22 protein-coding genes are annotated in these 23,042 nt (G+C 56.3%); 8 read left to right on the top strand and 14 right to left on the bottom strand.

Annotation, left to right across the window (positions count from 1 at the left end; all coding sequences use genetic code 11):
* Position 1 precedes the first annotated feature (1 nt).
* From NTD86_RS16195 to gloB, 5 genes are all read right to left on the bottom strand, one after another.
* Positions 2–1,075 carry a microcin C ABC transporter permease YejB gene (locus NTD86_RS16195; protein WP_262203677.1) on the bottom strand — a complete coding sequence of 358 codons (1,074 nt, stop codon included), beginning with the start codon at positions 1,073–1,075 and terminating at the stop codon, positions 2–4.
* Complete coding sequence (locus NTD86_RS16190) at positions 1,076–2,917, bottom strand: extracellular solute-binding protein (protein WP_262203675.1); 1,842 nt, start codon at positions 2,915–2,917, stop codon at positions 1,076–1,078.
* Positions 2,914–4,743: an extracellular solute-binding protein gene (locus NTD86_RS16185; protein ID WP_262203673.1), complete on the bottom strand. Its 1,830-nt coding sequence runs from the start codon at positions 4,741–4,743 to the stop codon at positions 2,914–2,916. The genes NTD86_RS16190 and NTD86_RS16185 overlap by 4 nt, the downstream gene beginning before the upstream one ends.
* Before the next feature lie 155 nt (positions 4,744–4,898).
* The gene (locus NTD86_RS16180; RefSeq protein ID WP_262203672.1) at positions 4,899–6,299 is read right to left on the bottom strand and encodes a LysM peptidoglycan-binding domain-containing protein; all 1,401 of its coding nucleotides are present in this window, start codon (positions 6,297–6,299) and stop codon (positions 4,899–4,901) included.
* Between the two features lie 99 nt (positions 6,300–6,398).
* Entirely contained in the window at positions 6,399–7,178 is a 780-nt protein-coding gene (gene gloB, locus NTD86_RS16175) for a hydroxyacylglutathione hydrolase (protein ID WP_262203671.1), read from the bottom strand.
* A 117-nt stretch (positions 7,179–7,295) separates the two neighbouring features.
* On the opposite strand from gloB, the gene NTD86_RS16170 reads away from it, so the two are divergent.
* The 4 genes from NTD86_RS16170 to NTD86_RS16155 all read left to right on the top strand — a co-directional run bounded on the left by NTD86_RS16170 (position 7,296) and on the right by NTD86_RS16155 (position 9,996).
* The gene (locus tag NTD86_RS16170; protein WP_262203669.1) at positions 7,296–8,054 is read left to right on the top strand and encodes a class I SAM-dependent methyltransferase; all 759 of its coding nucleotides are present in this window, start codon (positions 7,296–7,298) and stop codon (positions 8,052–8,054) included.
* A 91-nt stretch (positions 8,055–8,145) separates the two neighbouring features.
* Positions 8,146–8,598 (top strand): ribonuclease HI, encoded by a 453-nt coding sequence (gene rnhA / locus NTD86_RS16165; RefSeq protein WP_262203668.1) that lies wholly within the window; start codon positions 8,146–8,148, stop codon positions 8,596–8,598.
* Positions 8,591–9,343 (top strand): DNA polymerase III subunit epsilon, encoded by a 753-nt coding sequence (gene dnaQ, locus NTD86_RS16160; protein WP_262203666.1) that lies wholly within the window; start codon positions 8,591–8,593, stop codon positions 9,341–9,343. Before rnhA ends, dnaQ begins: the two co-directional genes overlap by 8 nt.
* Positions 9,344–9,423: 80 nt before the next feature.
* Positions 9,424–9,996 carry a GNAT family N-acetyltransferase gene (locus tag NTD86_RS16155; protein ID WP_262203664.1) on the top strand — a complete coding sequence of 191 codons (573 nt, stop codon included), beginning with the start codon at positions 9,424–9,426 and terminating at the stop codon, positions 9,994–9,996.
* 66 nt (positions 9,997–10,062) lie between these two features.
* Here NTD86_RS16155 and NTD86_RS16150 read toward each other — a convergent pair whose 3' ends face one another.
* A complete protein-coding gene (locus tag NTD86_RS16150) occupies positions 10,063–10,974 on the bottom strand; it encodes a LysR substrate-binding domain-containing protein (RefSeq protein ID WP_262203663.1) in 912 nt (303 codons plus the stop codon).
* Positions 10,975–11,071: 97 nt separating this feature from the next.
* On the bottom strand, positions 11,072–11,314 hold the full coding sequence (locus NTD86_RS16145) for a hypothetical protein (protein ID WP_262203661.1): 243 nt from the start codon (positions 11,312–11,314) through the stop codon (positions 11,072–11,074).
* A gap of 196 nt (positions 11,315–11,510) precedes the next feature.
* Here NTD86_RS16145 and NTD86_RS16140 point away from each other — a divergent pair, with 196 nt between their 5' ends.
* Complete coding sequence (locus tag NTD86_RS16140; RefSeq protein WP_262203660.1) at positions 11,511–12,071, top strand: NADPH-dependent FMN reductase; 561 nt, start codon at positions 11,511–11,513, stop codon at positions 12,069–12,071.
* A gap of 85 nt (positions 12,072–12,156) precedes the next feature.
* On the opposite strand, the gene phnX is transcribed toward NTD86_RS16140, so the two are convergent.
* Entirely contained in the window at positions 12,157–12,984 is an 828-nt protein-coding gene (gene phnX / locus NTD86_RS16135) for a phosphonoacetaldehyde hydrolase (RefSeq protein ID WP_262203658.1), read from the bottom strand.
* Positions 12,985–13,052: 68 nt separating this feature from the next.
* Entirely contained in the window at positions 13,053–14,162 is a 1,110-nt protein-coding gene (locus NTD86_RS16130) for a 2-aminoethylphosphonate--pyruvate transaminase (protein ID WP_262203657.1), read from the bottom strand.
* Positions 14,163–14,276: 114 nt separating this feature from the next.
* Here NTD86_RS16130 and NTD86_RS16125 point away from each other — a divergent pair, with 114 nt between their 5' ends.
* Entirely contained in the window at positions 14,277–15,134 is an 858-nt protein-coding gene (locus tag NTD86_RS16125; protein WP_262203656.1) for a LysR substrate-binding domain-containing protein, read from the top strand.
* A gap of 97 nt (positions 15,135–15,231) precedes the next feature.
* Positions 15,232–15,936 carry a YebC/PmpR family DNA-binding transcriptional regulator gene (locus tag NTD86_RS16120; RefSeq protein WP_262203655.1) on the top strand — a complete coding sequence of 235 codons (705 nt, stop codon included), beginning with the start codon at positions 15,232–15,234 and terminating at the stop codon, positions 15,934–15,936.
* Between the two features lie 68 nt (positions 15,937–16,004).
* Here NTD86_RS16120 and NTD86_RS16115 read toward each other — a convergent pair whose 3' ends face one another.
* The 3 genes from NTD86_RS16115 to NTD86_RS16105 all read right to left on the bottom strand — a co-directional run bounded on the left by NTD86_RS16115 (position 16,005) and on the right by NTD86_RS16105 (position 19,427).
* A complete protein-coding gene (locus tag NTD86_RS16115; protein ID WP_262203654.1) occupies positions 16,005–17,315 on the bottom strand; it encodes a leucine-rich repeat-containing protein kinase family protein in 1,311 nt (436 codons plus the stop codon).
* A 54-nt stretch (positions 17,316–17,369) separates the two neighbouring features.
* On the bottom strand, positions 17,370–18,521 hold the full coding sequence (locus NTD86_RS16110; RefSeq protein ID WP_262203652.1) for a M14-type cytosolic carboxypeptidase: 1,152 nt from the start codon (positions 18,519–18,521) through the stop codon (positions 17,370–17,372).
* Between the two features lie 558 nt (positions 18,522–19,079).
* Positions 19,080–19,427, bottom strand: coding sequence for a DUF6124 family protein (locus NTD86_RS16105; protein ID WP_262203650.1), 348 nt, complete (start codon positions 19,425–19,427; stop codon positions 19,080–19,082).
* Positions 19,428–19,557: 130 nt separating this feature from the next.
* Here NTD86_RS16105 and NTD86_RS16100 point away from each other — a divergent pair, with 130 nt between their 5' ends.
* Positions 19,558–20,214 carry a LexA family protein gene (locus NTD86_RS16100; protein ID WP_262203648.1) on the top strand — a complete coding sequence of 219 codons (657 nt, stop codon included), beginning with the start codon at positions 19,558–19,560 and terminating at the stop codon, positions 20,212–20,214.
* 58 nt (positions 20,215–20,272) lie between these two features.
* On the opposite strand, the gene NTD86_RS16095 is transcribed toward NTD86_RS16100, so the two are convergent.
* Positions 20,273–22,213 carry an acetyl/propionyl/methylcrotonyl-CoA carboxylase subunit alpha gene (locus NTD86_RS16095; RefSeq protein ID WP_262203647.1) on the bottom strand — a complete coding sequence of 647 codons (1,941 nt, stop codon included), beginning with the start codon at positions 22,211–22,213 and terminating at the stop codon, positions 20,273–20,275.
* Complete coding sequence (locus NTD86_RS16090; protein ID WP_262203646.1) at positions 22,210–23,028, bottom strand: gamma-carboxygeranoyl-CoA hydratase; 819 nt, start codon at positions 23,026–23,028, stop codon at positions 22,210–22,212. The genes NTD86_RS16095 and NTD86_RS16090 overlap by 4 nt, the downstream gene beginning before the upstream one ends.
* Positions 23,029–23,042: the final 14 nt, after the last annotated feature.

Genomic DNA, 23,042 nt, shown 5'->3' with positions numbered 1-23,042 from the left:
CTCAATGCTCCCGGCTTTCAAAGTCGATGCGCGGATCAACCAGGGTGTATGAGAGGTCGCCGATCAGTTTTACGACGAGTCCGACCAGCGTGAAGATAAACAGGGTGCCAAATACCACCGGATAATCGCGGTTGATTGCGGCCTCGAAGCTCATCAGCCCTAGTCCATCCAGCGAAAAAATCACTTCAACCAGCAAAGAGCCGGTAAAGAAGATGCCGATAAAGGCCGACGGGAAACCGGCAATCACCAGCAACATTGCGTTGCGAAAGACGTGCCCGTAGAGCACCCGGTGGTTGGTCAGGCCCTTGGCTTTGGCCGTGACCACGTACTGTTTGTTTATCTCATCCAGGAAGCTGTTTTTGGTCAGCAGCGTCATGGTGGCAAAGTTGCCAATGACCAGGGCGGTGACGGGCAGCGCCAGGTGCCAGAAATAATCGAGTACCTTGCCACCCGGACTCAGTTCGTCAAAGTTGTTGGAGGTGAGTCCGCGCAGCGGGAACCAGTCCAGATAGCTGCCCCCGGCAAAGACCACGATCAGCAGAATGGCAAACAAGAAGGCCGGGATCGCATAACCGATGATGATTGCCGAACTGGTCCAGACGTCGAAGTGGCTGCCGTGGCGCGTGGCCTTGGCGATACCCAGCGGAATCGACACCAGATACATGATCAGCGTGCTCCACAACCCCAGCGAGATGGAGACCGGCATTTTTTCCTTGATCAGATCAATCACCTTGGCATCGCGGAAAAAACTCTCGCCGAAGTCCAGATGGGCGTAGTTCTTGATCATGATCCACAGGCGTTCCGGGGCTGACTTGTCAAACCCGTACATCTTTTCGATTTCCTGGATCAGCGCAGGGTCCAGACCTTGCGCGCCGCGGTAGTTGGAGCCGGCGACCGAGACTTCGGACCCGCCCCCTGCGATACGGCTCGTTGCCCCGTCGAAGCCTTCGAGCTTGGCGATCATCTGGTCAACCGGGCCGCCAGGGGCGGCCTGAATAATGATGAAGTTAATCAGCAAGATCCCGAATAGAGTCGGAATAATCAGCAGCAGTCGCCTGAAGATATACGCCAGCATTTAAGGCTCCAGGCTTTCGCTTGTGGGGGTGGTCGGAGTGATTGGCTCTGCATCAGGCTTTGCCCACCAGGTGTCTATGCCGATGTCATACAGCGGTGTCACCGCCGGGTGACCAATGTTGTTTGAGTACGCCACTCGCCAGGTTTTGATGTGCCAGTTGGGGATGACATAGAAGCCCCATTGCAGCACGCGATCGAGGGCGCGGGCATGGTCGATCAGGCTTTGGCGGGAGTCGGCATGGATCAATTCTTCAGTCAGGCGATCAATGGCCGGATCTTTGAGCCCGATAAAATTGCGGCTGCCGGGTTTGTCGTAGCTTTGCGATTCCCAGTACTCGCGTTGTTCACTGCCGGGCGAGTTGGACTGCGGGAAGCTACCGACAATCATGTCGAAGTCCCTGGAGCGCAGGCGATTCAGGTATTGAGAAGGGTCGACACGACGAATTTGCAGGTCGATACCCAGGTCACTGAGGTTGCGTTTGTAAGGCAACAGAATCCGCTCAAACTCGGATTGTGCCAACAAAAACTCGATCTTCACCGGTTTGCCTTGGGCGTCGACCATTTTGTCGTCGACGATGCTCCAGCCAGCGTCTAGCAGCAGTTGATAGGCGCGGCGTTGCTGGTCGCGAATCATGCCGCTGCCGTCTGTGACGGTGGGCTTGAAGACGTCCGTGAATACCTTGTCGGGAATCTGTCCGCGCAGTGGTTCCAGAATCGCCAACTCTTGCGCGTTCGGAAGTTCCTTGGCGGCCATCTCCGAGTTTTCGAAATAACTGCCGGTGCGCGAATATGCCCCGCTGAACAGTTGTTTGTTGGCCCATTCAAAGTCGAACAGCAGGCTCAACGCTTCGCGGACCCGCGCATCCTGAAACATGGGTTTGCGCAGGTTGAACACAAAACCTTGCATGCCGGTCGGGTTATGGTTGCGGATCTCTTCTTTTATCAGGCGGCCCTGGGTGAATGCAGGAACGTTATAGCCGCTGGCCCAGTTTTTTGCACTGATCTCATACCAGTAATCAAACTGCCCGGCCTTGAGCGCTTCAAAGGCAACGCTGTTGTCGCGAAAGTAATCCACGGTAATCGCGTCGAAGTTGTACAGGCCCTTATTGATTGGCAGGTCTTTGCCCCAATAGTCCTTGTTGCGCTCGTAACGGATTGAACGCCCAGGCTTGATGTCGGTGATGGTGTAGGGGCCACTGCCCACAGGGATTTCGAGGTTGCCCTTGTTAAAATCTCGGCTTTCCCACCAATGTTTGGGCAGCACCGGCAGTTGCCCCAGAATCAGTGGCAACTCGCGGTTCTTGTTCTGTTTGAAGGTGAACTTCACTTGTAGCGGGTTTTCTGCGATGGCCTGGTCGACATCGCTGAAATAGCCCTTGAACAGCGGGGACCCGCTGTTCATCAAGGTATCGAACGAAAACACTACATCATCAGCCCGAATCGGATGACCATCGTTGAACTTGGCTTCGGGACGCAGGTAAAAACGCACCCAACTGTTATCGGGCGCCTTCTCCATCTTTTGCGCAATCAGGCCATAGGCCGTGAACGGCTCATCCAGAGTCTGACGGGTCAGGGTATCGAAGGTCATTTCAATCCCATCGGCCGGCACGCCTTTGTTGATAAACGGATTGAGACTATCAAAGCTGCCCATGGACGATTTGCGAAAGGTCCCGCCCTTGGGCGCATCCGGGTTCACATAATCGACGTGCTTGAAGTCGGCCGGGTATTTGGGCGGTTCATCGTAGAGCGTCAATGCATGTTGCGGGGCGGCCAGTGCCACGCATGTCGCGCTGGCCAGTAACAGAGCTGCCAGAGGTTTGAGCCAGGTACGCAAAGGCATCATTGGGTTTTCTCCGTAGGCTTAAGCCACCACGCGCTAAGGCCCAAGGTATAAGGCGGCGTAGTCACAAAGGCGAACCGGTTGTGGTACGCCAAGCGGTGATAGTTCAGGTACCAATTAGGAATGATGTAGTGCTGCCACAGCAAAACGCGATCCAGCGCCCGGCCGGCGGCCAGTTGCTCTTCGCGGTTCTGGGCAGCAAGCAGTTTTTCAAGCAATTGATCGACGACCGGGTTGGCAACCCCCGCATAATTCTTACTGCCTTTGACGTTGGCCTGGCTGGAGTGGAAGTACTGCCACTGCTCAAGGCCGGGGCTTAAGGTCTGGTCGAGTGTCATCAGGATCATGTCGAAGTCGAATTGATCAAGACGCTGTTTGTATTGCGCACGATCCACCGTCCGTAGACGGGCCTCGATACCGATACTGGCCAGGTTCTCGACATAAGGCTGCAAAATCCGTTCGAGGTTAGGGTTGACCAGCAATATTTCGAACTTTAGCGGTGTGCCTTCGCTGTTGAGCAAACGCTGCCCTGAGAGTTTCCAGCCGGCATTGGCCAGCAATTGCAGTGCACCGCGCAGGGTTTCTCGGGGTATGCCGCGGCCTTCGGTTTTGGGCAGGGCAAATGCCTGGCTGAACAGCTCGGGGGGCAATTGACTGCGCCAAGGGGAGAGCATCAGCCATTCGTGGCCTTGAGGGATGCCGCTGGCTGAGAACTCGCTGTTGGGGTAGTAACTCTCGGCACGTTGATAAGCACCATAAAAAAGAGCGCGGTTGGTCCATTGGAAGTCGAACATCTGCCCCAGCGCCTCGCGAACGGCGGGCTGCGCGAAGGTACTGCGCCGAGTGTTCATGAACAGGCCTTGGGTCTGGGTCGGGATCTGATGGGGGATCTCAGCCTTGATCACATCACCGCGCCGCGCCGCTGGAAACTTATAGCCATTGGCCCAGTTCTTGGCCTGATGCTCGATATAAATGTCGAACTCGCCTGCTTTGAAGGCTTCGAAGGCTACGTTGCTGTCGCGGTAGAACTCCACCTCAACTCGCTCGAAGTTGTATTTGCCGCGATTGACCGGCAGGTTCGCACCCCACCAGTTCTTGGCGTGTTCAAACACCACTTGTCGACCTGGGGTGACCTTGGTGATGCGATAGGGACCGCTGCCCAGCGGGGGTTCAAACGTCGTCGCTTTAAAGTCCCGTTTAGCCCAATAGTGCTGTGGCAGGACCGGCAATTCACCCAGACGCAGAATTAATAGCGGGTTGCCCGCGCGCTTGAAGACAAAGCGAATGCGCTTGGGCCCCAAGATGTCGACGCGCTGAACTTCCTGAAGGTTGGTCCGGTATTGTGGGTGACCTTCTTTGAGCAGTAAGTTGTAAGAAAACGCTACGTCGTAGGCGGTGATGGGTTTGCCATCATGAAATCGCGCTTCGGGGCGTAGGTTGAACACCACCCAACTGCGATCTTCGTTGTATTCCACGGATTGTGCGATCAACCCATAACTGGAGGTCGGCTCGTCACCTGACGGGGCGTACTGGCCGGTGCCGGCCATCAGGGTTTCGTTAAGTTCGTTGACACCATATTGCAGAAAGTTAGCGGTCGAAACCGGGCTGGTGCCTTTGAAGGAGTAAGGGTTGAGCGTGTCAAACGTGCCGAATGCCATGACCCGCAATGTCCCGCCTTTAGGCGCGTCAGGATTCACCCAGTCGAAATGAGTAAAAGTTGCGGGGTATTTGAGCGTGCCGAACTGCGCATACCCGTGGCTTTCGGTCAGGGTTGCGCTTGCCGGAAAGCTTAAGGCCAGGTTGATCAGCACTAAAAGTAGGGGACGCATTAAGTCAGATATTCGATCCGGGCATTGGGCTAAAGGATTCCGTACAGTAACAGCTTGTATCTGTAGGAAAAAGGCCACCCCAGAAAGCATTACGGGCAAGCAACTTCCTGCAATTTAGTAGGAGTTTACTTGCCCGTATGTATTTACTGGCCGTGTCAGTGCGGTTTGTACACTGTCAGGACTTGACCAGGCTTGAGAGCCCTGGCTGAGTTCGGATTCCAGCGCTTGAGATGTTGCATCTCAACATTGAAACGCTTGGCAACAATGTATAAGGAATCGCCTTTTTTCACGGTGTAAGTTGTGGTCTTTTTAGTCGCCGGCTTGCGCGTGTCCTGCATGACCAGCGTTTGGCCAGCCTTGAGGTTATGGCCGCTTAGTTTGTTCCAGCGCTGCAAGTCTTTGACGTTGACTTTATTGGCCTTGGCGATCAGTGTCAGGTTGTCACCGCGTTTAACCCGGTACTGGCGAGTTGGTCGGGCAGGCGGGTTGCTTGCAACCGTATCGAAGACGGCCTTCTTCGGGCGCAGGCTCACCAGTTCTTCAGGCTTGAGGTTGGACAGGCTGGCAGTCAACAACTGCGCCTTGGACGTGGGTACCAGCAGTTGTTGCGGGCCGTCCGTGGTGGCGCGTTGCTTATAAGCGGGGTTCAACTGGAACATTTCGTCTTCGTCGATCTCCGCCAGGGCTGCTACGCGGGACAGGTCCATGGACTGCTTGATTTCGACCGTCTCGAAGTACGGTTCGTTGGCAATCGGGTTCAAATTGATGCCGTAGGCCTCAGGTGTCATGACGACTTGCGACAGTGCGAGCAGCTTGGGCACGTAGTCTTTGGTTTCCTGCGGCAAGGGCAGGTTCCAGTAGTCGGTAGGCAATCCGAGTTTCTGGTTGCGTTCAATGGCCCGGCTGACCGTGCCTTCACCTGCGTTGTAGGCGGCCAGTGCCAGCAGCCAGTCGCCGTTGAACATGTCATGCAGGCGCGTCAGGTAGTTCATTGCGGCGAGGGTCGAGGCGGTAATGTCGCGACGCCCATCGTAAGCGCGGGTTTGACGTAGATTGAAATAACGGCCAGTCGAAGGAATGAACTGCCAAAGCCCCACGGCATTGGCATGGGAATACGCCATCGGGTTGTAAGAACTTTCGATTACTGGCAATAACGCCAGCTCCAGTGGCATGTTTCGTTCTTCAAGGCGCTCGACGATGTAATGAATGTACAAACTGCCGCGTTCGCCTGCGCCTTCAAGAAAAGACGGGTTACTGGCAAACCACAAGCGCTGTTGTTCGATTCGTGGGTTTACGCCAAGGCCTTCTTGCAACTGGAAGCCCTGGCGCATGCGCTCCCAAATATCTTTGGGTGCTGCAGGGCCGGGCTTTTCATTGAGCCAGAGCGGCTCCTGAGGAATTCGTTTGGTGAGCTTCAGGTTTGGGCGTTCGACCGTCTGGGTCGAATGATCGAAGCTTTGGCATCCTGCCAAAGTGGCAGATATAACCACCGCGATTGCTTTAGCCAACCGCGTCAATGCGTCTGAACTGAGGGCGTTAGATTTGAATGACGACATTGGCTGAAAGATAGTTTCGGGCAAAAATGTCGGGCGATTCTAGAAAGCAGGTGGGGCGCGGTCAACCATTCAGAGTTTTTATGGCAACCGCGGCCTTGATTAGAACTTGTCTTTCCAGCTGCGCAAGCTGGCAAAGACCGCGCAGGGCGAGTCATTGTCGCGTTTGTTCCATTCGTCAGCTTTTTCTTTAACGGATATTTCACTAACCCTTAAAAAAGGATTAGTGCGCAGCTCGAGCGCAATACTTGATGGCAAACTGATCTTGCCTTCATTTCGCCAGGTCGCAACTTGTGCAACTCGCTCGGCAATATCGGGGTTGTTCGGTTCAACGGCTTGAGCAAAGCGTAAGTTGCTTTGAGTGTATTCATGCGTGCAATACACCTCCGTTTGCGGTGGCAATGCGGCCAGCCGGCTCAAGGACTGATGCATTTGTTCGGGAGTGCCTTCAAATAAACGCCCGCACCCGGCTGCGAACAGCGTATCGCCGCTGAACAATAGTGGCTTTGAAACATCAGCGTGATAATAAGCAACATGACCTAAAGTATGGCCTGGTACCAGAAACACTTTGAATTCAATTCCCAGTATGTTGATCAGGTCGTTATCGTTAAGTGGCACTTGTCGTGCAGGAATATTTTCCAGTGCCGGCCCCCAAACCTTCGCACCCGTGATGAGGTGCAATTGTTCAACGCCACCGACATGATCGAAGTGGTGATGGGTGACCAGAATATCGCTGAGTGACCAGTCGGGATGTTGCTTGAGCCAGTCCAGAACAGGGGCAGCGTCACCCGGATCGACCACGGCGCAGCGTTTTTGGGTCGTATCCTGTAACAACCAGATGTAGTTGTCGCTGAAGGCGGGCAGGGCGTCGATCTGTAACATGGTGCAATTCCCAAGTGCGAGACAATGGCGCATCTTAGGGGCTGTTGGCGTTCCAATGCGAGCCGCATCGAAGCGTCAGCCGAGCGTTAGTCGTGTAAATGGCGAGGTGGAGGAGCAATGACCGATAAACCATTGGCTCAGGCAGACCCTGAGTGGCTGGCACTGATCAGTTCGGCCCGCGAATGGCTGTCTGGTCCTCTTGGCCAGTTATTGCTGGAAGACGAGCAGCGCGTACTTGAGGAAGAGCTCGGACGCTATTTCGGCGGCTATCTGGTGCATTACGGCCCTGGTGCAGACACGCCGCCCAAGGCCCCGCAAGTGCAACGCAATGTCCGCATGGGTGCGCCCTTGCCCGGTGTCGAAATTATCTGTGAAGAACAATCCTGGCCTTTATGTGAGCACGCGGCCGATGTGGTGGTGTTGCAGCATGGTCTGGATTTTTGTCTGTCCCCTCACGGCTTGCTGCGCGAAGCGGCCAGCAGTGTGCGACCGGGCGGGCATTTGCTGATCGTGGGTATCAACCCGTGGAGCAGTTGGGGGCTTCGGCATGTTTTTGCCAAGGATGCGCTGCGCAAGGCACGTTGTATTTCGCCCTCGCGCGTTGCCGACTGGCTCAACCTGCTGGGCTTTGCGCTGGAGAAACGCCGCTTCGGATGCTATCGTCCGCCGCTTGCTTCCAAGGCCTGGCAAGGACGTTTGTCGGGTTGGGAGCGCAAAGCAGGTAGCTGGCAATTGGCCGGTGGTGGCTTCTATGTCTTGGTCGCCCGCAAAATGGTAGTGGGGTTACGCCCCGTCAAGCCAATGCGCCGCGAGCCCAAGGGCAAGCTGATCCCTCTGCAGATGGCCAAGGTCAACCGGCCTGATATTGAACCCTGATTTTTAATGCCGGGTCGGGTTTACCCGACCTCAGGTGCTGTCATCACCCCTTGATTGGCAGGCCGTAGCAGCCCTTTCTGGATAGTTTGCAATGAGCGATAGCGTAGAAATGTTCACCGATGGTGCCTGCAAGGGTAACCCCGGGCCTGGAGGCTGGGGAGCGTTGCTGGTCTATCAGGGCGTTGAAAAGGAACTCTGGGGCGGCGAGCCCAATACAACCAATAATCGCATGGAATTAATGGCGGCCATTCGTGGCCTTGAAGAGCTCAAGCGTCCTTGTGAAGTCTTGTTGGTAACCGACTCTCAATATGTGATGAAAGGTATCACCGAGTGGATGGTCAACTGGAAAAAGCGCGGCTGGAAAACCGCCTCCAAGGAGCCCGTGAAAAATGCCGATCTCTGGAAACTGCTGGATGAACAAGTCAATCGCCACACGGTGAAATGGCAGTGGGTACGCGGGCATATTGGCCATCCTGGTAATGAGCGTGCCGACCAGTTGGCCAACCGTGGAGTGGAGCAAATGAGAGGCAACAAACATGCGTAGTGTGGTACTCGATACTGAAACCACCGGTATGCCCGTCACCGATGGTCACCGGGTGATCGAGATCGGTTGCGTGGAGTTAATGGGCCGTCGTCTGACCGGCCGGCATTTTCATGTGTACCTGCAGCCGGACCGTGAAAGTGATGAGGGCGCCATCGGCGTCCACGGTATTACCAACGAGTTCCTGGTCGGCAAACCTCGTTTTGGCGAAGTAGCCGATGAGTTTTTCGACTTTATTTCAGGCGCACAGTTAATCATTCATAACGCGGCGTTTGACGTCGGCTTCCTGAATAACGAATTTGCCTTGATCGGTCAGACCGACCGTGCGGACATTACTCAACATTGCACCATCCTCGACACCCTGATGATGGCGCGAGCCCGTCACCCAGGGCAGCGCAATAGCCTGGACGCTTTGTGCAAACGCTATGGTGTCGATAACTCGGGTCGTGAATTGCACGGCGCCTTGCTCGACTCCGAGATTTTGGCTGACGTTTACCTGGCCATGACCGGTGGGCAGACCAGCTTGTCGCTGGCCGGTAATGCCTCCGACGGTCATGAGTCTGGTGACAACTCAGGCAATCAGGCCACGGAAATTCGCCGTTTGTCAGCGGACCGACAACCTGGCCGAATTATTCGTGCAACTGAAAGTGACTTGGCCGAACATGCCGCGCGTCTTGAGGCAATTGCCAAGTCGGCGGGTGGCCCGTCGCTGTGGGCACAACTCATCGAAGCCCAAACCCAGCACTAAACCCTAAAGGATGTTAACGCCGTCGCAGTGTTTGACGGCGAGTTGCAGGGGTATTTCACCGCAAGAAAGAGGGATTTTTCATGCACCTGGTTTTGAACCCCAACGACCCTGTTGTTTCGGTTCGATTGGCTGATGAAGGATTTGCGCCCTATGTATGGGGCAATGATTTTAGTTTTGAAGTCAATGCGTACGCCCGTGCTGACCGTCATAAGAAGGTCGAGCACTGGCCACTGGACATGATCACGCCGTACCGCAAGTGCTACGGCATAGATCCGGATGAGTTTGCCAGTTTTATCGGGGCGCCAGACAGTGCGATTTTCATGGCCTACCTGGATGAACAACCGGTGGGGCATGTCGTTGTCAGCACTAACTGGAATGGCTTTGCCCATGTCGATGAACTGGCCGTGGTCGCCTGTGCGCGTCGCCACGGTGTGGCCAAGTCGTTACTGGATGTGGTCAAGTTTTGGAGCCACAAGAAAAACCTGCAGGGCATCATGCTCGAAACCCAAAACAACAACATCGGCGCCTGCCGTTTGTATGAGCGTTGTGGGTATCAGGTAGGCGGGATCGATTACCTGCGTTATCGCGGTATAGACCCTCAGACCTGCGAAGTGGCGATCTTCTGGTATCTGTTGTTTGAGGGGCACATTTAAGGTTCAGCCCGTACCCTTCCAGAAACTGGCGTAGGCTGCGGTCTTTTGATCTTGAATAGACGCAGCCTAAAGGGTGACGACGCCTTGCTCGGCCAGCAAGGCATCGGCTCTTTCACGGACTATCTCGAGCAGTGCTTTAAGTGCAGCGCCTGGTTCTGAGCCTTTGCGCGTAAGCGCATACAGGGTCACCGGAACCGCTGGCGATAACGGGCACACATCCAGCCCACTGTCTTTGGCCCCTATGGCAGTAAATGGGTCCACTAGCGCCAGCCCTTCGCCTGCCTCAACCATGGCACGCATCATTTGATAGCTTTGAACCTCAATATGCACCACCGGCGCCGGCTTCAGCGTATGTAATTTGCTGTCGAGTGTGCGGCTCAGCAGGTCGTGCTGACGCAGGCCAATCATGGCTTGGCCGGCCAGGTCGTGGAGGGCGATGTATTTTTGCTTGGGTGAAAGCCAGCCGTGAGGTGCAAGCAGTTGTACCTTGCCTTGAGCCAATTTCTGGCTGTCGATGCCGGGCAGTTCGGCAGGCTGCAAGCTCAGGCCTACGTCGCACTCATCCATAGAAACGCGGCGTACTAATTCAGGGAAAGGCTGGCTGCTCAGGGTTGTGGGCGTGTCAGGAAAACGTCGACGGAGTGTGCCAATGCTGTGCGGCACTAACGACTGCGCCATTGTCTCGCCACAGACCACGCGCAGGGTAGGGTCCTGATGTTGGCGCAAGGCATCGCCCAGCCGGCGAAGGGGCTCGGCATCCAGGTACAGCTGGTTGATCAGGGGTTGCAGCGCCAGGGTTTCGCGCGTGGCTTGCAGCCGCCCGCGAACGCTGGCAAATAGCATGAAGCCGAGCTGTTGCTCGGCTTCATGCAGGGTGGCTGTGAGAGTGGCCACTGGCTGTTGCAGCCACTCGGCAGCATGGTCGAGATTGCCGGTTTGCAAGATCGCCTGGATCACTTCGATGTGGCGTAAACGCATGCGTGAAATCCATATGCTGTGGATCAGATTCTGGCTTCGCCAAGCCAGGCCCTCCAGTCTCTTCCTGTGACTTGCGCGGTATGCCGTTGCAGCGTTGTTATTCAGGCGTTACAAGCGCATCGGTTTTTTTCGCCGCTGCGGTTTCTGAATCGCGAGTCAACAGCGTTTTTGATTGAATCAATTCAAATTCATTGTCATTGATCTTTGTGACACGATCCCCAATAGCCAGTTTGTAGGTGGTCAACGAATGACCCTCTACCACTGTTTCAAACTCATGCACCGAGTAGACACGGCCTTCCGCATCTCTTGCATGAAATTGCCCAACTAGAACTGCCGCCATTTGTAGAGAACCTCTGGAGATAAACACCCAATTTGCGGTTCTGTAGACCGTTGATCAGCAGGGGAAGTTTAACGATAGGGAAAAAATAGTCCGGCTACTTTACAGGCTTGAGGGCCAATAAAGTAAACCAGGCTGCAAGAAACCCGTTTGATCATCTATAACTAATCTTCCTACAGCCACAGACTCGGAGTTTTCAATGAGCAAGGTCTACAACGTCGCAGTGCTGGTCGGTAGTTTGCGCAAGGATTCACTCAATCGCAAAGTCGCTCATGCCCTGGCAGGGCTGGCACCGGCTAATCTGAAGCTGAATATTGTCGAGATCGGTGATCTGCCCTTGTACAACGAAGACATTGAGATCACTCCGCCACCCGCGGCTTACAGCAAGTTTCGAGATCAAGTACGCGCCGCCGATGCGGTGCTTTTCGTGACGCCTGAATACAATCGCTCGGTTCCTGCTGCGCTTAAAAACGCTCTAGACGTCGGTTCCCGTCCTTATGGTCAGAGCGTATGGGGCGGCAAGCCGGGGGCGGTCATCAGTGTTTCGCCTGGGGCGATCGGTGGGTTTGGCGCCAACCATCATTTGCGTCAGTCGCTGGTGTTTCTGAATGTTCCTTGCTTGCAACAGCCGGAAGCTTATCTGGGCGGCGCGGGCAGTGTATTTGATGAGTCAGGCGCGGTTTCTGAAAAGACCAGACCCTTCTTGCAGGCTTTTATTGATGCGTACAGCCAATGGGTTGAACAGTTGAAAAAAGCCTGATCTGTGATGCCATTGCTGCTCATGGGGCTGTCGGGCTCCATGACAGTGGGCAGACGCCCCGATCTGGGCGTCTGCCTGCACTGAATCAGCTGTTTTGCGGCATTTCCCCCTTTTTCAGGCGCTGATTAATGTCGGCAACGACCTCGGGCAGGTCGCAGATAGTGTCGATCAAGTAGTGGGGGCGCGAACTTTCAAACAGAGCGTGAATACGCTTGCGCTCGCTCGCCAGAGTGGCGCTGTCTAACCCGCGGTATTGCTCATATGTCAGGCCCAGCGCGTTACCTGAACACACCAATGCCACAGTCCACATGCCCGCGCGACGACCTTCTAGGATGCCAGGCACGGTGTCGTCGACTTTCACGCAGGCGCCTACATCGTCGATACCTAGCGCAATTACATTGGCCAGCGCCTGTGCAGGCCACGGGCGCCCATTCGGGACTTGGTCAGTGGCCACTACGTGGTCGGCAACATAGCCATTGCTGGCGGCCAGTTCGATGACCTTGGCCATCACTTGCGCCGGGTAGCCTGAGCACGAACCTATTTTTAACCCTTGCGCGCGCAGCGTGGCGATGGTTTCCAGCGCGCCGGGAATCAGTGCCGAATGTTCGGCGATTTTTTCGATTTGCAATGGCATGAAGCGTTGGTAAATAGCGGTTACATCGTCGTCAGTCGGCGTGCGGCCGAAGAGCTTTTTGTAGCGCTCGCCGATCTGGGGTTGATCGCAAAGGGTCCGGATGTGATCCCACTTGCCCATGCCCATCGGTCCACGTGCTTCATCGATGGATACATGCACGTCGAACTCAGCAAAGGCCTCGACAAAGATTTGTGTCGGCGCGAAAGAGCCAAAGTCGACCACGGTGCCGGCCCAGTCGAGAATCGCTCCCTGAAGTTTGCTTGGGTTGGTGTAGTTCATGTCTGTCAATCCTGTGTGAGCAGCCTTGGCTGCACGAAGTAAATAGGTGGGATGAGGTCTGTTCCGGCTTAAATATCCAGTACTTCCATTTCGCGCAGCGCCTGGCCGATGGCGTTGACTGCGGCGTGCATATCGATCGAATTGACATGGCCGATACAACCGACACGGAACGTTTCAACCTGGGTCAATTTGCCGGGATACAGGATGAAGCCCTTGGCCTTGACCCGTTCGTAGAACGTTTTGAACTGATAGCGCGGATCTTTGGGGGCGTGGAATGTCACGATAATCGGCGCCTGAATGGCATCGGGAAGGAAGCTGCGCAGCCCCAGCCCGGCCATGCCGTCGAGCAGCGTCTGGCAGTTGCTGGCGTAACGTTTATGCCGTGCAGGCAAACCGCCTTCTTCGTCGTATTGCAGCAAGGCTTCGTGTAACGCGGCGACGACGTGGGTCGGCGGGGTGAAGCGCCATTGCCCGGTTTTGGCCATGTAGGCCTGCTGATCGTGCAGGTCCAAGGCCAAAGAGTGCGAGTTACCGGCGGCATTGGCCAACGCGGCTTTGCGGGCGAAAACGAAGCCCATGCCGGGTACGCCTTCAAGGCATTTACCCGAGGCGGCGATCAGCGCGTCGAACGGCACTTCTTGCGCGTCGATGGGCAGGGCGCCGAAGGAGCTCATGGCATCGATGATCAGACGTTTACCCTGTTGGGCGATGACCGCAGCTATTTCTGATAGCGGATTGAGAATCCCGGTGCTGGTTTCGCAATGAATCACTGCGACGTGGCTGATACTCGAATCGGCTTTGAGCAGGCGCTCGACGTCGGCGGCAGTGGATGGTTGGTCTTCGGCCGTTTCAAAGGTACTGAAACGGCGACCCAGCACGTCGCAGATCTTTGCCAGCCGTTTGCCGTAGGCGCCGTTGATCAGGACCAGGACGTGTCCGTCGCGGGGTACCAGTGTGCCAATTGCCGCTTCCACTGCGAACGTACCGCTGCCTTGCAAGGGCACGCAGTGATGCGTGTCGGTGCCGTTGATGATTGCCAGTAATTGCTTGCACACACTGGCAGTCAACTGATTGAAACGCTCATCCCATGAGCCCCAGTCGACCAGCATGGCTTGGCGGGTACGCGGTGAGGTGGTCAGTGGGCCCGGTGTCAGCAGGATCGGCGCAGCAAGGGTCATGCGGTTTCCTCACAAGCTTGGGATGGTCATTGAATACAGGGCATACGTTGCAGTTTGCGTTGTTATCAATCAAATTGTTTATTGTTATCCAAGCTATCGGTCAGACTTATACCTATGAACTTGTTTCAGTTGCGCGCCTTTGACGCCGTTGCCCGCGAAGGGAGTTTTACTCGGGCCGCTGCCCGGCTGTTTATCAGCCAGCCCGCGGTAACCGGGCATATCAAAGCGTTGGAGGAGCATTATCAAATCACTTTGCTGCGGCGGACCGCGCGGCGGGTGGAGTTGACCGAGGAGGGCACCCGCCTCGCAGCCATCACCCGCGCCATGTTCGGTCTGGTGGATGAGGCGCAAGTGTTGCTCGAGGCTAACCGTCAACTGCTAACCGGGCGACTGGAGGTGGCCGCCGATGGGCCGCACATGGTGATGCCGATGCTGGCCAGCCTGCGCGAGCGCTACCCGGGCATTACCGTTAATCTGCGTCTGGGTAATGCTCAGGAAACCTTGAGTGCGTTGTTGTCCGAGCATGTCGATGTGGCCGTACTGACTGAGGCAGAACCACGAAAGGGGCTGACCTTGCGGGCTCTGCAAACATCGCGGATCTGCGCTCTGGTACCTGCCGGGCATCCATGGCAGGCGTTGGCGCAAGGCGTTGATATTGTGCAACTTAATCAGGTGATCATGGTGTTGCGCGAGCCGAGCTCGATTACCCGTCGCACCTTTGATCAGGCGTGCGTCAGCGCGGGGGTAAGCCCACGGGTGTTGCTGGAACTGGACAGCCGAGAGGCGGTGACTGAGGCGGTTGCGGCGCAGTTGGGGATCGGAATTGTGTCGTCGGCCGAAGTCAGCCACGACCCGCGGGTGAGGGCGGTACCGATCAACGGTTCAGGGCTGATCAACCACCATATGCTGGGCTGCATGGAGCGGCGTGGCGAGTTGCGGCTGATCAAAGCGTTTATGGACCTCGCACCGTAAATTGGATTTTTTGGTCGATTGACGACTTTCAGCCGTATAAACTTGCCGCCATTCGACGGCCATGCCGCCGCGACACACCCGATTGAGAGAATGAGTAATGGGCGCACAGTGGAAGGTTAAACACAAAGCGGAAGCCGCAAACAGCCGCGGCAAGGTTTTCGGCAAGCTGGCCAAGGAACTGACCGTTGCAGCCCGCAACGGCGCAGACCCGGACATGAACTCGCATTTGCGTCTGGTCTATGAGCAGGCCAAAAAAGCGTCGATGCCTGCGGACACCATTAAGCGCGCGATCAACAAAGGTGCCGGTATTGGTACGGAAGCGGTGCAATACCACCGCGTGACCTACGAAGGCTTTGCACCGCATCAGGTCCCGCTGATCGTAGAGTGCCTGACCGATAACATTAACCGTACTGTTGCCGAGATTCGCGTGGCATTCCGCAAGGGTCAATTGGGCGCTACAGGTTCGGTTGCCTGGGACTTCAATCATGTCGGCCTGATCGAAGCCAAGCCTGACACCCCAGACGCTGACCCTGAAATGGCTGCTATCGAAGCAGGCGCCCAGGATTTTGAAGAAGGTGAAGAAGAAGGCACGACTTTGTTCATCACTGAAACCACAGACCTGGATGCGGTGCAAAAAGCGCTTCCGGAACAGGGTTTCACCGTACTGTCGGCCAAGCTGGGCTATCAGTCGAAAAACCCGGTAACCAGCCTGACTGACGAGCAAATGGCTGAAGTTCAAGAGTTTCTGGCCAAGCTGGAAGAGCAGGACGACGTTCAGGACATGTTCGTAGCCCTCGCGTAACCCTGGCAGGAGCGGGGGTGTTTCGCGATCTTTTAAAGAGATCGCGAAACACCCTCATTCCTGCTGGTTCAAGCCAGTGCTTTATCTATCGCAGTAAAATCTGGCCGCGCCAATACGTCAGGTTGGGTACAGCGCTGCTGCAAGTCTTCCCACTGCGCTCTTTGTTGATGGCTCATTCCCGAGTCTATCCGCTCCAGCAATTCACCCAGCAAAATCCCGAATGCACGGACCTCTATGCGCTGTAATGCGCGGGTTTGCGGGCTGTCATCAAGCGCATGAAAGCAGGCTGCGCCAAAGTCGCCGAGCAGGCAGTTGCCGTCGTGGCTGTACAAGATATTGTGGCCGTACAAGTCGCCATGGCAGATGCCTTGTGCGTGCAAGTGGCCTGCAGCCGACGCAATGCCGCGGGCAATCCGCAAGGCGCTGGCGTAAGTGAAACGGGTGGTAGGTGCATAGACATCGCGGCTGCACGTGTCGAAGCTGGGCAGGGCGGCGAGGTTCATGAATGACGGGTCAATCAATTCCATGACCAGGCCCGCTGTGTGATCGGGATGGCCCGTCACGCGGCCTAAAACCTTGATCAGGTTAGGATGCTGGCCCGCTGCAATGCAGGCATTCATTTCATTGAGCGGCGAGCCATCGCTGGTGATACTGCCTTTGTACAGTTTGACCGCGACCGACTGTGCAGCTTTGCCCGGGGCGCCCCATTGCGCTTGGTAAATGATCCCCGAAGCGCCTTCACCGAGCTTTTGCCCCAGTTCAAGGTGTGACCATTCAATGTTGGGTGTGTTGTCGGCTTCCAGATGAGCGCTGGCGTCGTCGCGCAATGGATTGCCGGCGTAGGCCAGCCAGCTCAGGCCCGGTAATGCCAGCACCGTTTCAGGCAGCTCGGTGAACCGGTTGGCTGCCAGTCGAATCAGTTCCAAGCGCTCGCAGTTGGCCAGGCTTGCAGGCACGGTTCGCAGACGGTTGCCGGCGAGCATCAACTTTTGCAGCAACGGCCGCTGCCCCAATTCTTCAGGCAGGTACTCGATGCGGTTATCTGTCAGGATCAACCAGCGCAGCAACGGCGGTAGCGCTGCGCCAGGGACGCTTTTGATCTGATTGGCCTTGAAGCCGATCATGCTCAATTGAGCGCATTGCCCCAGGCAAGCGGGCAGCTCGGTGAACTGGTTGTCGGAGCAAAACAGAATGCGCAGGCGGGTCAGTCGGTGCAGGTCATCCGGCAAGCGGTTGAGGGCGTTGCCACTCAGATTGAGGACTTCCAGTGTGTCAGCCAGTTGGAAAATTTCTTGTGGGAACTCAGTCAGCCCGCACGACAGATCCAGACGTGTGTGGCCGGCCAATTGGCCAGCGCGCAGTTTAGCGAGGGTATCCATAAGCAGGCGTTGATTACTCGTATACGTAAAGGAAAGTGCTCAGACCGGTGGAGGTCAACGCAGTTCGCGAACCATGCTCGACAAGGTGCTCAGTACATCTTTGCCCAGTTGCATGGAGCGTTTGCCCGACCAGCCTGTGACCGCGTCCGGCGCATCGTTGTGGTCCTTGAAGGGCATCTCGAGGGTTAGCGACAAACAGTCAAAACGTTGGCCGACGCTGTTGCAGGCCAGCGTCATATTGGCTTGGCCGGCCGCGTCACGTGGGTAGCCATGGGTAGTCTGGAAGTCGCGGGTCTGCTGGCTGAGGTGGCTGCGAAAGCGCTCTTCAAGCGTGGCCAGACGTTCGCTGTAGCCCGGGTTGCCTTCACACCCCGCGGTGAACACATAGGGGATTTCTTCGTCGCCGTGAATGTCCAGGAACAGGTCGACACCATACTTATGCATCTGCTCCAAGGCGAAAAACACCTCTGGGCTGGTCTCGGGGTCGGTATTTTGCCAGGCGCGGTTCAAGTCCTGACCGTTGGCATTGGTACGCAAATGCCCGTGGAAGGCACCATCCGGGTTCATGTTGGGGATCAGGTACAGATCGGCATAGTCCAGCAACTTGCGTAGCTGCGGGTCGCTGCCTTGCTCCAGGCGTTCCAGAATGCCCTGCATGAACCATTCGGCCATGTGTTCGCCCGGGTGTTGTTGAGCAATGATCCACAGCTTGTGTTTGCGGCTGGCACCGTTGCCTTTGCGTAGCAGCGGGATGTCGCGACCTTCGGCGCTTTTGCCCACGGCCAATACTTCACAGCCGGACCATTGCACGGCGTTTTTGATCAGATCGTCGTGGCGCGCACGGCTATAAGGTTCGAAGTAGGCAAACCAGACTTGCGGTTGCTCCGCCTTGAGGCTGAAGGTCAGCGCGCTACCATCGAATTGGGTCGGGACGCGAAACCAATTCTCCTGGTCGTAAGACGCAACGGCTTGATAACCATCCCAGGCTTTGTTGTAGGAAGACTGGCTGGCGTTGCTCAACTCAAAGCGGTGGGTCTGGCCAACCTGCAGACCTTCGACGTGGAAATGAAACCACTGAAAGTGTGCACTCTGGGTGTCGGGCTTTATCGCCAGTCGCACGTGCATCGGGTTACTGGCATCCAGCACCTGGATGTTGCCACTGTCAAAGTCACTGCGGATATGCAGAGCGGAAGGCGCCACGGTCATCGTCCAAATCCTGGAATCAGATAATTGTGGTCGCTACTTTACATCGCAATAGCGATGCTCAATACGGTATTTGAAGGGGGAGGAGAGGATAACGGGGGGGCGTCATCCTTGACGCGCGGCGAGAATAGCGTTTTTGAGAGTGATTCTCAAGTTTCAAATTGCTATTACGCCTATTGTCTTGGGCATTAGGCTTCCGTTGTTCGATGTTCATTTGCTATCATCGCCGGCATCGTAGCGGCCACCAAAAAAACGGTCGCACACAAGACTTCATTAGCCTGAAGCACGCTGAGCCAGATAACTGGCCGTAAAAAAAGACCCGGCGATAAGCCGGGTCAAATAACCGTGATTAGCCTGATGAGGAGATAATTCGAAGACCGACCTAAGGTCCTGTGAATTATCGACTGATCTCGCGATCAGTTGCTTGCAATAATAATCATTATCATTTGCAAGTCAATTGTTTTCCTGCCCTTTTTGGAAATTTTTTTTCCACTTCCCCTTCAAACGCTCTGGCCCGGTGACTCAGCACACAGTCATTGCATGCTTTTGCAAACCTGCGTGTTATCGATTCGAGAGTTTTTGCACATCCAGCGCTTTGTCCAGCAGTTGTTTGGCTGACTCAAAGAAAAACGCCACGGACAGAAACTGATCGCGATGAGGTCCCTGGTGGGTTTCGGCAGAGGCATGCACCATGCTCAGACCGCATCTTAGGTAATCGCTGGCACAGACCAAGGCTTCTTCTTGGCTCAAACCGTCGCACACAACGAACACTTTTTTCTCGGAAGGTGGCTGGGAAACAGCTGGTTTCAAATAATAGTCAAGCGCACGTTGAGTCGCAGCGTCGTCTTTGAGCGCTTCGAGCTCATTATCGAGCTCGGTGTCTGGCGTTATTTTTGTTATGGAAGTCATGATTTACCTACGTTTCTGAGATTAATAGGATCAGTCATCACCAGAATAGTACAATTGGTATTTTGGTCATGGATTTAAATAATACGGAGTGTGTATTGTTGCCCCGAATTCAATCCGTATTGTTCCGCAAATGGATAAATGGATCGCTTTAGTCAGAACCAAATTGCGCGAGCAGAAACTCACGCAAGAGAAACTCGCCGAACGCGTCGGGGCTTCCCAGGGGGGCGTTGGGCATTGGCTCAACAAACGCCGTCAGCCCGACCTGCTCACGATGAACAAAGTGCTGCATGCATTGGGGTTGGAGCACCTGGAAGTCGCCTTGGTGATTCGTGATCGCAATGATGCGGCCAATGAGTCGGGCGTTGACGAGGTCACCTACGACATAACGTCTGCATTCCGTTATCCGGTCAGTGACTGGGCGACGGCAGGTCAAATCAACGAGAAAGTGCTGCCAGGCTATGAGCCGGGCACGCTGTTTGAGGTCAGCGACCATTACGCCAAAGGGGCGGCGTTCTGGTTACAAGTGACGGGGGATGCGATGACGGCCCCGCTGGGCATCAGCGTCCCGCCTGGGATGATGATTCTGGTTGATCCGGACATTGAGCCGCAGCCCGGCAAAATGGTTATTGCCCGCACGCCTGAGGCCACAGAGGCAACCTTCAGGCAACTCAGCGAAGAGAGTGGTCAGTTGTACCTCAAGCCACTGAATCCGACCTATCCGAAGGTCCTGTTTGACGAACGTTGCTCGATTATCGGTGTGGTGGTGCAGGCCATCACCAAGTTCTGAGTCCCGGCGCCTTAGAGGCCCTGAAGAAAGCGGATACCGTTGCCGGTATCCGCTTTTTTTATTCCATTTCGATCAATACGGTTCCTTCACTGACCATCTCGCCTTCTTCGCAGAACAAGGCCTTAATCACACCCGTCTGAGGCGCACGCAGGCTGTGCTCCATTTTCATCGCCTCAAGCACGACCAACTGAGCGCCGGCCTCCACCGACTGGCCTACCTCAACCAGTACGCGCACCACGCTACCATTCATGGGGGCGCTGAGGCCGCCTTGCTGCCCGTGGCTGGCGCTGACAGCGGCAATCGGATCATGCAGGCAGACCCGTTGCACATCGCCTTCCCAGCGCAGGTAAAGGCTGTCGGCTTGGCGGATGGCCAAGTGTTGACGACGGACCCCGTCGTGTTCGATGACTAACTGCTGGTTACGCAGGGTGGCCTTGGGTACGCCGAGGCTGACTACACGACGTTCATCATTGGCGCTCAACACCAGCAAGGTTTTGGCTGGCAGGCCGTTGCGAAAGCCCGTGCGCGATGACCAGGGTGAGGTTGGATCATCGCTGGGCTGCTCAGTTGCCAGACTGAGTTGAAAAGCCTGGGCAGCAGCCTCCCAGAAAGCATTTGGCAGCGGCTCAACCGGCGGCAGCAATTGCGCTTGATAACGCGGGATGAAACCCGTATCAAGCTCGGCGGCGGCGAAAGCCGGGTGCCCGATGATGCGCCGCAAGAAGCTCAGGTTGGTTTTCAGGCCGCCAATGGCGAACTCCTCGAGCATGGCGAGCAACCTCAAGCGGGCCTGCTCGCGGTCTTCGCCCCAGGCAATCAGCTTGCCCAGCATCGGGTCGTAAAACGGTGACACTCCATCGCCTTCGCTGACCCCGCTGTCAACCCGCCGCCCCGGCCCGGCAGCCGACTCGCGGTACAGGGCGAGGCGCCCGGTTTGCGGCAGGAAATCATTGCTTGGGTCTTCGGCATACAGGCGCACTTCAATCGCGTGCCCGCGTAGTGGCACCTGGTCTTGAGTGATCGGTAAGGCTTCGCCACGGGCCACACGGATTTGCCAGTCCACCAGGTCCAAGCCGGTGATGGCTTCGGTCACCGGATGCTCGACTTGCAGGCGAGTGTTCATCTCCATAAAGAAGAATTCGCCACGAGCATCCATCAGAAACTCCACGGTGCCTGCACCGACATAGCCGATGGCCTGCGCAGCACGAACCGCCGCTTCACCCATGGCACGACGCTGTTCTGCGCTCAGGCCGGGGGCAGGGGCTTCCTCTACGACTTTCTGGTGGCGACGCTGGATCGAGCAGTCACGCTCATTGAGGTACAGGCAGTTGCCATGTTGGTCGGCGAAAACTTGGATTTCGACGTGTCGGGGTTTCAGCACGTATTTCTCGACCAGCATCCGCGCGTCGCCAAATGAGGACAGTGCTTCACGTTGGGCCGAAGCCAGGGCGTCGGCCAATTGGCTTACGTCCTCGACCACCTTCATGCCCTTGCCACCACCGCCGGCGGTAGCTTTGAGCAACACCGGGTAACCGATGCGCTCGGCGGCGGCGCGAAAGGTGTCTAGATCTTGCGCTTCGCCGTGATAGCCCGGTACCAATGGTACACCGGCGGTTTCCATCAAGGCCTTGGCGGCGGACTTGCTGCCCATGGCATCGATGGCCGAGGCGGGCGGGCCCAGGAAAATCAGCCCGGCGGCTTCAATTGCCCGCGCAAAGCCTGCGTTCTCGGACAAAAAGCCGTACCCCGGATGGATCGCTTGCGCGCCACTGGCGTGGGCGGCGGCAATGATCTTGTCGATTTTCAGGTAGCTGTCGGCGGCCTTGCTGCCGCCCAGGTCTACGCACACATCGGCCTCACGGCAATGGCGGGCATCGCGGTCAGTACTGCTGTGGACGGCAACGGTTGTGAGGCCAAGTGCCTTGGCGGTACGCATGACCCGGCAAGCAATTTCGCCGCGGTTGGCCACCAATAAAGACGTAATCACAGGTGTGCTCATGAGCGCGGCTCCTGGGTCGAAGTGTCTGTCTGCCAGCGGGGTGTGCGCTTTTGCAAAAAGGCTCGCAAGCCTTCCTGGCCTTCGGGGCTGACACGGATCCGGGCAATCGCGTTTTCGCAGTAGCGGCGAATGGCGGGCGTCGGCGCGCCGTGGCTGACTTCGCGCAGCAAGTCCTTGCAGGCGCGCATGGCTTGCGGGCTATTGAGCAGCAGGTTGTCGACCCAATGGGCTACTTGCTGCTCAAGCTCGGCCAACGGATAGCATTCTGAAAGCAGACCCAGCTCACGGGCGTGTTGCCCGCTGAAACGTTCGGCGGTCAGGGCAAATCGGCGTGCGGCGCGCTCGCCAATGGCTTGCACCACAAACGGGCTGATGACGGCCGGAGCCAGGCCGATGCGCACTTCGGACAGGCAGAACTGCGCATCCTCAGTACCAATCGCCATGTCGCAGGCGCTGATCAGGCCCAGCGCACCACCGTAGGCGGCACCTTGCACCACTGCCAGGGTCGGGATTTTCAGTTTGGCCAGGTTGTACATCAGATCGGCCAGATGCCGGGCGTCATCCAGGTTGGTGTTGTAGTCGAGCTCGGCCGATTGCTGCATCCAGGCCAGATCGGCACCGGCGCTGAAATGTTTGCCGCGCCCGCGCAGCAGCAGAAAACGCAGACTGGTATCGCTCTGAACCTTATCGAGCGCAATGATCAGTTCCTGGATCATTTCGGCGTTAAAGGCATTGTTTTTGTGCTCGCGACTCAACCACAGGGTGGCAAAACCCCGGGGGTCGGTGTGCAGTTCAAGGGTGTTGAAGTCGTTCATGTACGTCAGTCCTT

It is taken from the genome of Pseudomonas sp. 7P_10.2_Bac1 (genome assembly GCF_025465935.1).
Taxonomy (GTDB): domain Bacteria; phylum Pseudomonadota; class Gammaproteobacteria; order Pseudomonadales; family Pseudomonadaceae; genus Aquipseudomonas.
Note: the sequence above shows the minus strand (reverse complement) of the source record. Positions and strands in the feature narration are given on the sequence as shown.

Coding starts and splice junctions, on each gene's coding strand:
- NTD86_RS16195 (WP_262203677.1), bottom strand. CDS start 1,075: ATGCTGGCGTATATCTTCAGGCGACTGCTGCTGATTATTCCGACTCTA.
- NTD86_RS16190 (WP_262203675.1), bottom strand. CDS start 2,917: ATGATGCCTTTGCGTACCTGGCTCAAACCTCTGGCAGCTCTGTTACTG.
- NTD86_RS16185 (WP_262203673.1), bottom strand. CDS start 4,743: ATGCGTCCCCTACTTTTAGTGCTGATCAACCTGGCCTTAAGCTTTCCG.
- NTD86_RS16180 (WP_262203672.1), bottom strand. CDS start 6,299: ATGTCGTCATTCAAATCTAACGCCCTCAGTTCAGACGCATTGACGCGG.
- gloB (WP_262203671.1), bottom strand. CDS start 7,178: ATGTTACAGATCGACGCCCTGCCCGCCTTCAGCGACAACTACATCTGG.
- NTD86_RS16170 (WP_262203669.1), top strand. CDS start 7,296: ATGACCGATAAACCATTGGCTCAGGCAGACCCTGAGTGGCTGGCACTG.
- rnhA (WP_262203668.1), top strand. CDS start 8,146: ATGAGCGATAGCGTAGAAATGTTCACCGATGGTGCCTGCAAGGGTAAC.
- dnaQ (WP_262203666.1), top strand. CDS start 8,591: ATGCGTAGTGTGGTACTCGATACTGAAACCACCGGTATGCCCGTCACC.
- NTD86_RS16155 (WP_262203664.1), top strand. CDS start 9,424: ATGCACCTGGTTTTGAACCCCAACGACCCTGTTGTTTCGGTTCGATTG.
- NTD86_RS16150 (WP_262203663.1), bottom strand. CDS start 10,974: ATGCGTTTACGCCACATCGAAGTGATCCAGGCGATCTTGCAAACCGGC.
- NTD86_RS16145 (WP_262203661.1), bottom strand. CDS start 11,314: ATGGCGGCAGTTCTAGTTGGGCAATTTCATGCAAGAGATGCGGAAGGC.
- NTD86_RS16140 (WP_262203660.1), top strand. CDS start 11,511: ATGAGCAAGGTCTACAACGTCGCAGTGCTGGTCGGTAGTTTGCGCAAG.
- phnX (WP_262203658.1), bottom strand. CDS start 12,984: ATGAACTACACCAACCCAAGCAAACTTCAGGGAGCGATTCTCGACTGG.
- NTD86_RS16130 (WP_262203657.1), bottom strand. CDS start 14,162: ATGACCCTTGCTGCGCCGATCCTGCTGACACCGGGCCCACTGACCACC.
- NTD86_RS16125 (WP_262203656.1), top strand. CDS start 14,277: ATGAACTTGTTTCAGTTGCGCGCCTTTGACGCCGTTGCCCGCGAAGGG.
- NTD86_RS16120 (WP_262203655.1), top strand. CDS start 15,232: ATGGGCGCACAGTGGAAGGTTAAACACAAAGCGGAAGCCGCAAACAGC.
- NTD86_RS16115 (WP_262203654.1), bottom strand. CDS start 17,315: ATGGATACCCTCGCTAAACTGCGCGCTGGCCAATTGGCCGGCCACACA.
- NTD86_RS16110 (WP_262203652.1), bottom strand. CDS start 18,521: ATGACCGTGGCGCCTTCCGCTCTGCATATCCGCAGTGACTTTGACAGT.
- NTD86_RS16105 (WP_262203650.1), bottom strand. CDS start 19,427: ATGACTTCCATAACAAAAATAACGCCAGACACCGAGCTCGATAATGAG.
- NTD86_RS16100 (WP_262203648.1), top strand. CDS start 19,558: ATGGATAAATGGATCGCTTTAGTCAGAACCAAATTGCGCGAGCAGAAA.
- NTD86_RS16095 (WP_262203647.1), bottom strand. CDS start 22,213: ATGAGCACACCTGTGATTACGTCTTTATTGGTGGCCAACCGCGGCGAA.
- NTD86_RS16090 (WP_262203646.1), bottom strand. CDS start 23,028: ATGAACGACTTCAACACCCTTGAACTGCACACCGACCCCCGGGGTTTT.